Raw genomic sequence first — 12,990 nt, 5'->3', positions numbered from 1 at the left:
GGGGTCCCGTCCGTTATCGGGCGATACTGGGAGGAATGATCATGGCAGACCCCGCAAACCCCACGCCCGGTCCGGGCGCGACATCGGCTGACGGCGCGGGCGCATCGGCCGCGGGCGGCGGCGCCGAGCGGCGCTCGTTCATGCCCGGTTTCGACGGGCCGATGGCCACCTTCCAGGAGATGGACGCCCAGGGGCGCCGCACCCTCGAGGCGATGGTCGCCAGCGTCACGGCCGCCGCCCAGGGGGCGCAGGAGCTGGCCGCCCACGCCGCCGACTACGCCCGCCAGATGATGGAGCACCAGGCCCGCGCGGCCCAGGCGCTGGCCGCCGCCCGCAGCCCGCAGGAGGTGATCGAGGCTCAGAGCGCCTACAACAAGGCGGCGATGGAGGCCTATGTGAACGAGCTGCGGCGCGCCTCGCAGGCCATGGGCGACATCGTCAACGCCTCGCTCAAGCCCCTCAGCGCGGCCGCCGACCGGACGGGCCAGGAGCCGCCCCGCTAGCGGCGCCGTAGGAACGCCTCCGCGTGGGCGGCCGTTCAGGCTCCCACGAAAGGAAGCGTTGCATGTGGTTGTTTATGCTCCTGTTTGGGCCTGCATCGTGGTCCAGCCTTCTGAACCAGACGTTGGACGCGGCGGGCGGCGGGAGCGCACCCGGCGATCCCGTTCGAGCCGACCTGGATTGACCTAGGGGAACCTTCGGCCGCGGCCGGATGTTGGCTTGCCGTCCGGCGCCGGCTTCGGCGGCGCGCGGGCGGCGGCCGGCCCGTGGCCCCACGCAACCCCCACCTCCGTGCGGGCCGGTCGCCGTACTCGGGCTTCAGGCTCACAACCTTTACGCGCGGTTTACCCGGTTTGCGGCAATAGGTCGCCATGTCTGAATTGCGCCGCCGCTTGGCCCTCAACCTTGCCGTGCTGAACCTGAGGCGTTTCCAATGGCTTCTGTTCGCGCCGGCTCTGGTGCTGGCCGCCGGCCAACTGGCGGCGTGGGGCGGCTACTGGTGGCTCAGCGGCCGGGTGCAGGCGGCGGCCGACGAAGGCGCGTTGGCGGTGCGGGTCAGCGCCGACCCCAGCGTGCAGGAAGAGCTCGCCCGCCGCGCCGCCGCCCGCCGGCTTCCCGGAGACGCGCGCGCCCAGGCCAGCCGCGTCACGCTGCAGCGCCGGCCCGAAGGCCTGCTGGTGCAGGTCTCGTACGACGCCTCGCACTGGTGGATCTACGGCCTCAGGCGCATCCTGCCGACGCCGCCGCGGACCGTGGTCCGGATCGCCACGGCGCCGCCGCGCTGAGCCTACTGCTGCTGTTGTTGCTGCTGCTGCTGCTGCTGCTGCTGCTGCTCGTAGTCGAAGCCGCCGGCGGGGCGGGGCCGCCGGGCCGCGGCGCTGAGGAAGGCTTCACCCCCACCCCCAGCCGGCTTTCCGCCTCGCCCTTGTAGACGCCCCGGGTCGGCGGCACGTCGAAGCGGCCGTCGCCGCGCCGAGAGACGAGCAGGCGCCCAAATTCCGGGCGCCGGCGCCTCCACAATTTCCGCGACCCCGCGGGCCGGCGCAGGTGACATCCCATTATGGCCCCGTTACACCCGGGTGGGGGCGACAGGGGTGAGTCTGCTTGGGTCGACTGGTCATCGCAGTCGCCGCCTCTGCGGCTTTGTGCGCTTGGGCCGCGGCGCCGCGCGCCTTGGCGCAATCTCCTCGCGCCACCATCGAGGGTGAGCTCGACGAGGAGCTGCGCGCCGCCATCGCCCAGGCGATCGGCGAGACCGAGCGGCCGATCCAGAACCGCTTCGACGCCCGCCGCCGCGCCCGCGAGGCCGCCGAGGACGCCATCGCCGTCCTGCGGAGCGAGGGCTACTACGCCCACGAGGTCGAGGCCGACCTCACCGACACCGAGCCGCCGGTCCCCGTCGTCCGGGTGGCGCCGGGCCCGCGCTTCGTCGTCGCCGAGCCGCGGGTGGAGTGGGTCGGCGAGCCTCCGCAGCCGGAGGTTCGCGAGGCCGCCGAGGAATCGCTGCTGCTGGAGCCGGGCGCCCCCGGGCGCGCCGCCGACGTGCTCGCCGCCGAGGGGCGCGCCGTCGCGGCCGTGCAGAAGAGCGGCTACGCCGACGTCGCCGCCGCCCCCCGCGAGGTGATCGTCGACTACGCCGACAGCACGCTTCGGCCGACCTTCCGCATCAACTCCGGCGACCTGGTCCGGCTGGACGGGCTGAAGCTGGTGACCGAGGGGCGCACTAACCCGGTGTGGGTGCAGCGCCTGGCCCCCTGGCGCGAGGGCGAGCCCTACGATCCGGAGGACGTGGCCGAGCTGGAGCGGCGGCTGCTCGATACCGGCGTCTACGAGTCGGTGACCGTGGCTCTGGCGCCGAAGGAACAGACCACGCCCGAGGGCCTTCGCCCGATCGTGGTCAGCCTGGCCGACAGGGAGCGGCGCACCCTCGAGCTGGGCGCCAGCTATTCCACCACCGACGGCGCCGGCCTCGAGGCGCGCTGGACGCGCTACAACGTGCTCGGCCGGGCCGACACGCTTGAGCTGCTCGGCCGCCTCTCCAGCATCGACAGCCGGGCCGGCGCCGAGCTCAGCCTGCCGCACTGGCGCCAGGCGCAGCAGACCCTGCGGCTTGGCGGGGCGGTCTACCAGGTCAAGACCGACGCCTACGACGAGACCGGCGCCGGCGTGCACGTCGACGTCACCCGCCGCTACGGAAAGACCTCCTACCTGACCGTCGGCGCGACCCTGGACCTCAGCCGCACGGACGAACTGAGGCGGGGCACGCTCTCGCCGCTCGGCCGCGACCTGGTCACCGCCACCCTGCTGGGGGCCCTGGCCCTCGACCGGTCGGACGATCCGCTGGACCCCAAGCGCGGCTGGCGCATCGAGGCCCGGGGCGAGCCCACGCTGATCACCGGCGAAGACACCCTGCCGTACCTGAAGCTGCAGACCCAGGGGACGATGTACTATCCCCTCGACGACGAGGGCCGCACGGTCGTCGCCGGCCGGCTGCGGGTCGGGACGATGGTCGGCGGGTCGATCCCCGAGGTTCCGGCCTCCCGGCGCTTCTACGCCGGCGGCGGCGGCTCGGTGCGCGGCTACGCCTATCAGGCGGTGGGGCCCAGGCTCGAGGACAACACGCCCCAGGGCGGCATCTCGCTGCTCGAGACCTCCATCGAGGTGCGCCGCAAGCTGTTCGGCCGCTGGGGCATGGCCGCGTTCGTCGACGGCGGGGCGGTCGGCACCGATCCGTTCCCGGCCGGTAAGGACTTCAGCTTGGGCGCGGGCCTGGGGCTGCGCTACGACCTAGGGTTCGGGCCGATCCGGGTCGACATCGCCGTGCCCCTCGACCGGCGGACCAGCGACGCGCCCTTCCAGGTCTACCTCAGCATCGGGCAAAGCTTTTGACCGCCGAGACCGCAGAGGCCCCGAAGCGCCGCCGCGCGCGGCTCCCGAAGGCGATCCTGATCGTCTGCGCGATCCTGGGGGTGCTGATCGGAGCGGCGCTTCTGACCACCCGCTACGGGGTCCTGCTGCCCCAGACCCGGCTGCTGATCGAGGCGCGCACCGACGGCCTCAAGCTCGGCCGCTTCGGGCGGCTGAAGATCTATGGCCTGTCCGGCGACGTCTGGCGCGACTTCGCGGTCCAGCGGCTGACGGTCTCGGACGAGAAGGGCGCCTGGCTCGAGGCGCGCGAGGTGCGGGTCCAATGGGACTACAGCCAGCTCCTGTTCCGCCGCCTGTCGGCCGAGGAGATCACCGCCAAGACCGTGCATCTGATCCGGCGGCCGACCCTGGAGCCCAGCACCAAGTCGCCGGGGCTGCCGGTCTCGGTGGACATCGACGGTCTGGCCGCCCGCGTGGAGCTGCAGGAAGGCTTCAGCTACGAGCGCGGGGTCTACGACGTCAAAGGCCATGTGGAGCTCGGCCGCCGCAACAGCGGCCAGAGCGGGCGGATCGAGGCCGACAGCGTGCTGCGGCCGGGCGACCATCTGGACGTCCGCTTCGAATTCGGCGGCCGGCGTCCGCTGAAGATCGCCGCGCGCGCGCTCGAGGCCGAGGGCGGCGCCCTGGCCGGCGCCCTCGGCCTGCCGGTCGACCAGCCTTTCGCCCTGCAGGTGGACGCCAATGGCCGCGAGAGCGAGGGCCGGTTCTCCGCGGCCGCCACCTCCGGGACCTCGAGCCCGCTGCAGGCCCACGGCGCCTGGAATCCGCAGGGGGGGCAGGCGTCCGGGCGGCTGGTGCTCACCGCCTCGACCCTGACCCAGGGGCTCGCCAGGGCGTTCGGTCCCGAGGCGACGTTCAACGTCACCGGTCGGAAGGCGAACGGGTCGCTCTACGACCTCACGGCCGAGGCCAGGGCGGAGAACCTGCTGGTCACCGCCAGCGGCCTGGGCAACCTCGGCGAGCGGCGCACGGGGCCGAAGGGCTGGACAATCAGCGCCCAGACCCCGCTGGCGGCCCGCATCATCCCGTTCCCGCCGATGGGCGCCCTGAAGGCCGGCGGCGTGCTCACCGGCGACTGGAAGACCTGGAAGCTGGTGGGGAACGCCACGGCCGAGGACGCCAACATCCTCGACTACGTCGCCCAGCGGGCCAGCGGTCCGGTGACCGTCACGCGCAAGAACCAGGTGATCGCCATCGAGACGAAGCTGGCCATCGCCGGCGGCCACAGCGAGAACCTGCTGGGTCCGTTGCTCGGCCCCACGCCGACCGCGGAGGTGGCGCTGGAGCGGCTGGGCGACGGCCGCTGGCTGGTGCGCGACCTGAAGGCCAACGGGACGGGGCTGAACGTCACCGGCAGCGGCGGCTACGGCCTTCTGGGCAACCTCAGCTTCAAGGGGCAGGCGCAGGTCACCAATCTGCCGGCCGCCCGCATCGGCGCCTCCGGCGTGGTCAACGCCGAGTGGCGGGCGACACGCGATCGCGGCGACACCTCCCCCTGGCTGTTCGACGTGAACGCCAGGGGCCAGCGGTTCGCCTCCGGCTTCGCGGAGCTCGACCGGATCCTCGGCGCCTCGCCGACCCTGAACGGCAGGGCCAGCTGGCGCGACGGCCTGTTCTCGGTCGCCGAGGCGCGGCTGAACGGCGCCGAAGGGCGGGCCGACTTCGCCGGCGTGTTCGGACCCGACGCCCAGCTCGCCTTCAAGGGCGACTGGTCGGCCGACGGGCCGTTCCGGGCCGGGCCCGTCGAGATCACCGGCGCGGCCAAGGGCACCGGCGCGGTGAGCGGCACGCTGCTCGCGCCGCGAGTGGACGTCGTGGCCAACGCCGAGGCCATCGACCTGCCGAGGCTGCCCCTGCGCGACGCGCAGATCGTCCTCAGCTTCCTGCAGCGCCAGGACGGCTCCAGCGGCACGATCGCGGTGACCGCCGCCAGCGAGCATGGGCCGGCCAAGGGCTCGGCCGCCTTCCGCTTCCCGCGCGGCGGCGTCGACCTGACCGACCTGGCCGTCGACGCCGGTGGGATCCGGGCCACCGGCGCCCTCTCGCTCCGCCGCAGCACGCCCTCGTCGGCCGATCTGCAGCTGGCGGTCGGACCCGGCGTTCTGCTGGATCGCGGCGAGGTGGCCGGACGCGTGCGGCTGGTGGACACCAGCGCCGGCGGCCGCGGCGAGTTCGACCTGACCGCCCGCCGCGCGGTGCCGAAGGGGGCGCGATTCTCCATCGCCCGCGGCCACATCACCGGCCAGGGGCCGCTGTCCCGGCTGCCCTACACGGTTGAGGCGAACGGCGCCTCCACCAGCGGACGCTGGACGCTAACGGGGCAGGGGACGCTGGCCGACTCCGGCCCCGGCTACACTCTCACCCTGGGCGGCGCCGGGAAGCTCGGGGATCGCGAGCTGCGGACCGTCGAGCCGGCGGTGTTCGGCTTCGGGGGGCCGGCCCAGACCGCCCGGGTCCGCCTGGCGACCAGCGGCGGCGGACTGCTCAACGTCGATGCGCGGCTCGACGATTCCGCCGCGGACCTGCGCGCCCAGCTCACCCGCCTCGATCTGCAGCTGTTCAACGAGGACCTGGCGGGGCGGATCAACGGCGTGCTGGCCCTGCGCGGGCGGGGCGACCGGCTGGACGGGGTGCTCGACGCCAAGCTGGAGGATGCGCGCGGACGCGGCTCCGATCCGGCCCAGGGCCTCGACGGCGCGCTGCTGGCCCGCCTCTCGGACAACCAGTTGGTCATCGACGCCGACGCCGGCAACGCCCAGGGGCTGAAGGCGGCGGCCCACGTCGTGCTGCCGGCGGAAGCCTCCGCAACGCCCCTGCGCCTGGCGCTGAACCGCCGGCGGCCGATCAGCGGCCAGTTCCAGGCCAACGGCGAGATCCGGCCGCTCTGGGATCTGCTGATCGGCGGCGAGCGGTCGCTCTCGGGGCGGGTCAGCACCAGCGGCACGCTCAGCGGCACCCTGGCCGATCCGAAGGCGCGCGGGCAGGGCGCCGTCGACGGCGGCCGCTTCGAGGACGCGGCCACCGGGCTGACCCTGCAGGACGTGGTGCTGCGGGCCGACTTCACCAACGCCGGGATCAACGTCACCCAGATGAGCGGCCGAGGGCCCGAGGGGGGCACGGTGCAGGGCTCGGGCAACATCAGCCTGACCCGCAACGGCGAGAGCAGCTTCCGGCTCGACCTGAATCACTTCCGGCTGATCGACAATGAGATGGCCACCGCCTCGGCGAGCGGCCAGGCGACCATCAACCGCGCGGCCGACGGGCGCGTGCGCCTGGCCGGGGCGCTGGTCATCGACCGGGCCGACATCGCCGCCGAGCCCCCGACCCCCTCCGGCGTCGTGACCCTCGACGTCATCGAGCGCAACAAGCCCGAGGAGCTGGACGAGCCGTTCGACATCCGGCCCCGGCAGGGCCCGGCCATCGGGCTGGACGTCAGCCTGGAGGCGCCCCGCCGGGTGTTCCTGCGCGGCCGGGGCCTGGACGTGGAGTTCTCGCTCGACGCCCACGTCGGCGGGACGACGGCCCGGCCGCTGCTGACCGGGACCGCACGCGTCGTGCGCGGCGGCTACGAGTTCGCGGGCAAGCGGTTCGAGTTCGACGACCGCGGCGTCGTCTACCTGGCCAGCAGTGCGGAGGGCATCCGCCTCGACCTGACCGCCGTCCGCGAGGACCCCGCGCTGACGGCCGAGGTGCGGATCCGCGGCACGGCGGCCGAACCGGAGATCACGCTCTCCTCCCGGCCGGTGCTGCCCAGCGACGAGGTGCTCAGCCAGGTGCTGTTCGGCCGCTCGGCCTCGCAGCTGTCGCCGCTGGAGGCGGCCCAGCTCGCCTCGGCGCTGTCGGCCCTGGCCGGCGGCGGCGGCTTCGACGTGATCGGCGGGCTGCGCAGCTTCGCAGGTCTCGACCGGCTGGCGCTGGTCGGCGGCGACGAGTCCGGCGTGATGGTGGCCGGCGGCAAGTACCTGACCGACGACGTCTATCTCGAGATCATCGGCGGCGGCCGGCAGGGGCCTGCGGCCCAGGTGGAGTGGCGGGTCAGCCGCAATCTCTCGATCCTGTCGCGGCTCACCGGCCAGGGCGATTCGCGCCTGGCGGTGCGCTGGCGACGCGACTACTGAGCCGCCTTTTCCTTGGCGTAGGCCTGTGTCCCGCGGGTGAACACGCGGTCGGTCGGCAGGATGGCGTCGATGGGGATGTCCCAGGCCGAACCGAGGCGCTCGTAGATCGGGCCGAAGTCCCGGCGCTTGGCGTCCAGCAGAGCCTCGAGGCTCGGCACCACGAAATAGACCTGCTGGAAGTCGTCGATGCGGTAGGGGGTGCGCATCACCCGTTCCAGCTCGAAGCCCAGGCGGTTGGGGGAGGGATCCTCCAGCGCGAACCGGCTCTCGGCGTGGGACGAGACGATGCCGGCGCCGAGGATCCGCAGGCCCTGCGGCGTGTCCAGCAGGCCGAACTCCACCGTGTACCAGTAGAGGCGGGCAAGGTTCTTCAGCCGGCCGAGCCGCATCGCCCGCCGGCCGCCCTCGCCGTAAGCCTGCATGAAGTCGGCGAACACCGGGTCGGTCAGCATGGGCACGTGGCCGAACACGTCGTGGAAGACGTCCGGCTCCTGCAGGTAGTCCAGCTGCTCGGGCTTGCGGATGAACCGCCCGGCGGGGAATCGCCGATTCGCCAGGTGGTCGAAGAAGATCTCGTCGGGGACCAGTCCCGGCACGGCCACCACCCGCCAGCCGGTCAGCCGGCCGAGCTCCTCGTTGATGCGGCTGAAGTCGGGGATGCCGGTGCGGTGCAGGTCCAGCGCCTCCAGCCCCTTGAGGAACGGCTCGCAGGCCCGGCCGGGCAGCAGCGCCGCCTGGCGCTCGTACAGCGTGATCCAGACCCGGTGCTCGGCCTCGGTGTAGCCGGCCCAGTCCTGGTCGATGGTCCAGTCCGCCCGGGCCCCGGGCGGCGGCGAGGCGAACCCATCCGCGCTCATGCGCAGAGAATGGACCCCTCGGCGCGAAAGTTCCGTGCGTTTTTGCTCTCAGAGCCGCGCATCCGCGGCAGATTCATGCCGCTTCCGGTGACGGGTTGGGTCGCACAGCGGCCCTACCTGTCACCCTCCTGCATCCGCCGAGACCGGTGACGCCCCTCGGACCGTTTAACACGAAGACCACAAAGGGCACGAAGAGCACGAAGAGAAGATCGCGCTCAGCTTTGCCGGGCACGAACGCTCGGCCCTTCGTGATCTTCGTGGTCTTCGTGCCCTTCGTGTCCAAAAAGGGCGGCCGCGGGCCATCCACAGTCACTGTCGGAACTTGGAGCGAGTGGCAGGTAGCGCCTGCGGCGCAACCAGTGATGGCGGTCCTCAGTGGCTGATGCGCGGGCGCAGGGTGTAGTGGCCCTCGCGGAAGCTTTCGAAGAGCAGCGAGGTCTGCGGGTGGCCGACCGGTTCGCCCGTCTCGTCGGGCAGCAGGTTCTGCTCCGAGACGTAGGCCACGTAGGAGTTCTGATCGTTCTCGGCCAGCAGGTGATAGAACGGCTGGTCCTTGTGCGGCCGGATGTGGGCCGGGATCGAGAGCCAGTACTCCTCGGTCTCGGCGAACTCGGGATCGACGTCGAAGATCACGCCCCGGAAAGCGTACACCCGGTGCCGGACCACTTGGCCGATCGCGAACTTGGCGCTGCGAGCCTCCATGGGGAGAAGTTAACACCCATTATCTAACCGAGAAGTGAACGCGCCTGCCGGGCGAGCCTTCATTTCCCGAGCACGCCCCGGGACGGGAAGTCGGCGCCCGGCGTGACGATCCGCGCCGCTTCTAAGCGGCTGAACGCCCTGGTATGGTCACAATCGAAATCAGGCGCCCGATCATGGTTGCGCCTGCGAAGGACGGATGCTGTCCATGGACGAGGCGCCGAGCGCGCCCGGCGCCTTGCGGCGCGCTGGGGAGAGGAGTGCGGGCGAAGCGCCCTGCTACGCCGCACTGGACCTCGGGACCAACAACTGCCGACTGCTGATCGCAACGCCCGCGGCTTCCGGCTTCCGGGTGGTCGAGGCCTATTCGCGAATCGTTCGGCTCGGGGAGGGCCTCTCCCAGACCGGCCGGCTGTCGGAACACGCCATGGAGCGGGCGCTGCAGGCCCTGAAGGTCTCGGCCGAGAAGGTGCGCCGCCGCCGGGTGGTGAAGCTCAAGGCCATCGCCACTCAGGCCTGCCGCTCGGCCGCCAACGGCGCGGAGTTCATCGCAAGGGTCGCCCACGAGACCGGCCTTCGCCTGCAGGTGATCACCCCGCACGAGGAGGCCCAGCTCTCGGTCGCCGGCTGCCTCAACCTGCTCGACCGCAAGTCCGAGGCCGCCCTGGTGGTGGACGTCGGCGGCGGCTCCACCGAGCTCTCCTGGGTCGACCTGAAGGGCGGCGGCCTCGACGACCCGCCGGGCCGCTTCGCGCCCGGCCGGCTGCCGATCAAGGCCTGGCTCTCCATCCCCATCGGCGTCGTCACCCTCGCCGAACGCTACCCGGAGGGCGAGCAGGCGACTCAGGCCTGGTTCCGGGCCATGGTCGACACCGTGAAGGTCGAGATCGCCGCCTTCGAACGGGCCGATTCCATGCGGCCCCTGTTCGAGGCCGACCGCGCCCACCTGATCGGCACCTCCGGCGCGATCACCAGCCTGGCCGGGCTGCACCTCAACCTGCGCCGCTACGATCGCTCGCGCGTCGACGGCATCTGGATGAGCCGCGAGGACTGCGACGCCGCCGCCCTGCGCCTGCTGAACCTCTCGCCGCGGGAGCGGGCGGACCAGCCCTGCATCGGTCCGGACCGGGCGGACCTGGTGCTGGCCGGGGCGGCCATCCTCCAGGCGGTGCAGGAGCTCTGGCCCTGTTCGCGGGTGCGGGTCGCCGATCGGGGGCTGCGCGAAGGCATCCTGCTGTCGCTGATGAGCCAGGGCGCCGGCCGCCGCCGGCGGCGCAGACGCCGGGCCCACGCATGAGCGAGCCTCCCCGCAAGCGGATGGTGCGGCCGCCGACCCGCGGCGGCGACGAGGCGCGCGCCACGCCCGCCCGCCTGAAGAGCGCCAAGCAGCGCACGCCCTCGTCCCAGGCCTGGCTCGAGCGCCAGATCAACGACCCCTTCGCTGCCAAGGCCCGCGCCAAGGGCTACCGCTCGCGCGCCGCCTTCAAGCTGGCCGAGATCGACGACCGCCTGAAGCTCCTCAGGCCCGGCGCCCGGATCGTCGACCTGGGCGCCGCGCCCGGCGGCTGGACCCAGCTGGCCATCGAGCGCGGGGTGACCGACATCGTCGGCGTCGACCTGCTGCCGGTCGACCCGCTGCCGCCGGCCCAGCTGCTCGAGATGGACTTCACCGACCCGGCCTGCGGGCCGAAGCTGATCGAGTTGCTGGGCGGGGCGCCCGATGTGGTGCTGTCGGACATGGCCCCCAACACCGTCGGTCACCGCAAGACCGACCACCTGCGGATCGTCGCCTTGATCGAGGCCGCCGCCGACTTCGCCATCGAGGTGCTGAAGCCCGGCGGCGCCTTCGTCACCAAGGCCTTCCAGGGCGGCGAGATGGGCGAGGTGACGGCGCTGCTGAAGCAGCACTTCACCGACGTCCGGAACCTCAAGCCCAAGGCCAGCCGGGCCGAGAGCTCGGAGGTTTACCTGGCCGCGACGGGCTTCAAGGGGAGGGGCTAGGCGGGACTCATCTCCGCTTCGCCGAGAATGACGGCCTCCCGTCCGCCGCGGATCAGGCCGCCGGGCAGGGCGCCGGTGAACCGCCCGTCCTCGAACGTCACCTCGCCGGACTTCACCGTGTAGCGGTAGCCCTCGACGCGCTGGACGAGCCGCTGGCCGCCGGCCGGCAGGTCCTGCACCGCCTCGGGCCGGTGAAGCCTCAGGGCCGCGAAGTCGATGACGTTCAGGTCCGCCAGCTGTCCGGGCCGCAGCTGCCCGCGGTCGTGCAGGCCGTAGGCGCGGGCGGTGTCGCTGGTCAGCTTCCGCACCAGGAACTCCAGCGGGAACTGCTCGCCCTTGGTCCGGTCCCGCGCCCAGTGGGTGAGGATGAAGGTGGGCATGCCCGCATCGGCGATGACGCCGCAGTGGGCGCCGCCGTCGGAGAGGCCGAACAGCACGTTGGGGTGCTGCATGTTCCGCCGGAAGAAGTCGAAGTTGTAGCTCATGTAGCCGCCAAGCGGCTGGTAGAAGAGCTCGCGCCCGCCGTCGCGCATCAGGAGGTCGTACATCATCTCCGTGGGCGCGACGCCGGCCGCCTCGGCCAGGCCCGCGACGCTTTGCTCGCGGTCGGGCTCGTAGTCGGGCCGCTCGCCCAGCGGGAAGACGCGCCACAGCAGCCCCTCCGCGCCGAAGGCCGTGGCCAGGCCCTTGAGCTCGGTTTCCTCGGACAGCAGCGCCGCCCGGACCTCGGGCCGGCGCATCGCCTCCAGCTTGCCCTCGAGCGGCAGGTCGGCGAGCAGGCGGCGGTAGGTCGGATGGCCGATGAACACGTGGAAGCTGGAGGTCAGCCCGTGCAGGATGCCGGTGGGACGCCCGGCGATCTGCGGGCGAATGTCCATGCCCTGCCGCCGCGCCTCCTCGGCGATGTTGTACATCCGGTCGCCCTCGTAGGCCCCGGCCGAGGTGGCGACCAGCGTCACCGGCAGCCCGGTCTGGTGGGCGAAACCCTTCACCCACGTCCACTCGTCGTCCTCGCCGAGGTGGTCGGAGACCATCTCGAAGACGCCGTGCTTCAGGCCCTTCATCGACAGGCCCAGCGCCAGCATCTCGTCCGAGCCGGCGAAGGTGCCGGGCACGTGCACCCCGTGCTTGTCCTTGTGCAGCAGGGTGCGCGAGGTGGAGAAGCCAAGGGCGCCGGCCTCCACGCCCTCGCGCACCAGCGCCGCCATCTGCGCGATCTCGTCGGCGTCGGGCTCGTAATCGGTGTTGCACCTGTCGCCCAGCACGTAGGCGCGGACTGCGCCGTGCGGCACGTGCGCCCCGATGTCGATGGCTCTCGGCTTGGCCCCCAGCGCGTCCAGGTACTCGGGGAAGCTCTCCCACTTCCAGTCGATCCCCTCGGCCAGGGCGGAGCCGGGGATGTCCTCCACCCCTTCCATCAGCTCGATGAGGAACCCCTCAGCCCCGGGACGCACCGGGGCGAAGCCGACCCCGCAGTTGCCCATGATCGCGGTGGTCACCCCGTGCCAGCTGGAGGGCGCGAGCAGCGGGTCCCAGGTGGCCTGGCCGTCGTAGTGGGTGTGGATGTCGACCCAGCCGGGCGTGACGAGCAGCCCGCGCGCGTCGATCTCGCGACGGCCGCGGCCCGCGACGGCGCCCACTTCGAGGATCTTGTCGGCGGCGATGGCGATGTCGCCGACGAAGGCCGGCGCGCCGGTCCCGTCGACGATGGTCCCGCCCCGGATCACCAGGTCGTACATGGCGCTTCCTCTCCCAAGCCGGATTGTCTGTTCGCCGAACGCTACTCCGGCGCCGTTGGGGAAGGGCCAATCACTTTGCGGCCAGACGTCGCTGGGCGTTGACTCGCCCGCGCGATGCAGGCAGACCGCGCCCGCAAAACGGAGTGT

Annotated in this window: 10 protein-coding genes; 7 read left to right on the top strand and 3 right to left on the bottom strand. The window is 72.3% G+C overall.

Annotated elements, in window-relative coordinates; translation table 11 throughout:
* Positions 1–41: 41 nt before the first annotated feature.
* From ACFSC0_RS17860 to ACFSC0_RS17840, 5 genes are all read left to right on the top strand, one after another.
* On the top strand, positions 42–503 hold the full coding sequence (locus ACFSC0_RS17860) for a phasin family protein (protein ID WP_377282223.1): 462 nt from the start codon (positions 42–44) through the stop codon (positions 501–503).
* Positions 504–872: 369 nt separating this feature from the next.
* Entirely contained in the window at positions 873–1,286 is a 414-nt protein-coding gene (locus ACFSC0_RS17855) for a hypothetical protein (RefSeq protein WP_377282222.1), read from the top strand.
* A 14-nt stretch (positions 1,287–1,300) separates the two neighbouring features.
* Positions 1,301–1,432, top strand: a complete 132-nt coding sequence (locus ACFSC0_RS17850; protein WP_377282221.1) for a hypothetical protein — start codon at positions 1,301–1,303, stop codon at positions 1,430–1,432.
* A gap of 242 nt (positions 1,433–1,674) precedes the next feature.
* A complete protein-coding gene (locus tag ACFSC0_RS17845) occupies positions 1,675–3,390 on the top strand; it encodes an autotransporter assembly complex protein TamA (RefSeq protein WP_377282220.1) in 1,716 nt (571 codons plus the stop codon).
* Positions 3,387–7,547, top strand: a complete 4,161-nt coding sequence (locus ACFSC0_RS17840; protein WP_377282219.1) for a translocation/assembly module TamB domain-containing protein — start codon at positions 3,387–3,389, stop codon at positions 7,545–7,547. Before ACFSC0_RS17845 ends, ACFSC0_RS17840 begins: the two co-directional genes overlap by 4 nt.
* On the opposite strand, the gene phhA is transcribed toward ACFSC0_RS17840, so the two are convergent.
* Together phhA and hspQ are read right to left on the bottom strand one after the other, a co-directional pair.
* Positions 7,541–8,404 carry a phenylalanine 4-monooxygenase gene (gene phhA, locus ACFSC0_RS17835; RefSeq protein ID WP_377282218.1) on the bottom strand — a complete coding sequence of 288 codons (864 nt, stop codon included), beginning with the start codon at positions 8,402–8,404 and terminating at the stop codon, positions 7,541–7,543. The genes ACFSC0_RS17840 and phhA overlap by 7 nt on opposite strands.
* 372 nt (positions 8,405–8,776) lie before the next feature.
* Positions 8,777–9,106, bottom strand: a complete 330-nt coding sequence (gene hspQ, locus ACFSC0_RS17830; RefSeq protein WP_377282217.1) for a heat shock protein HspQ — start codon at positions 9,104–9,106, stop codon at positions 8,777–8,779.
* Between the two features lie 205 nt (positions 9,107–9,311).
* Here hspQ and ACFSC0_RS17825 point away from each other — a divergent pair, with 205 nt between their 5' ends.
* A complete protein-coding gene (locus ACFSC0_RS17825) occupies positions 9,312–10,400 on the top strand; it encodes a Ppx/GppA phosphatase family protein (RefSeq protein WP_377282216.1) in 1,089 nt (362 codons plus the stop codon).
* Positions 10,397–11,104: an RlmE family RNA methyltransferase gene (locus ACFSC0_RS17820; RefSeq protein ID WP_377282215.1), complete on the top strand. Its 708-nt coding sequence runs from the start codon at positions 10,397–10,399 to the stop codon at positions 11,102–11,104. Before ACFSC0_RS17825 ends, ACFSC0_RS17820 begins: the two co-directional genes overlap by 4 nt.
* On the opposite strand, the gene ACFSC0_RS17815 is transcribed toward ACFSC0_RS17820, so the two are convergent.
* The gene (locus ACFSC0_RS17815) at positions 11,101–12,843 is read right to left on the bottom strand and encodes an N-acyl-D-amino-acid deacylase family protein (protein ID WP_377282214.1); all 1,743 of its coding nucleotides are present in this window, start codon (positions 12,841–12,843) and stop codon (positions 11,101–11,103) included. The two genes, ACFSC0_RS17820 and ACFSC0_RS17815, sit on opposite strands and share 4 nt — an antisense overlap.
* Positions 12,844–12,990: the final 147 nt, after the last annotated feature.

The organism is Phenylobacterium terrae, assembly GCF_042681205.1.
Taxonomy (GTDB): domain Bacteria; phylum Pseudomonadota; class Alphaproteobacteria; order Caulobacterales; family Caulobacteraceae; genus Phenylobacterium; species Phenylobacterium terrae.
This window is presented reverse-complemented; position numbering and strand designations above follow the sequence as displayed.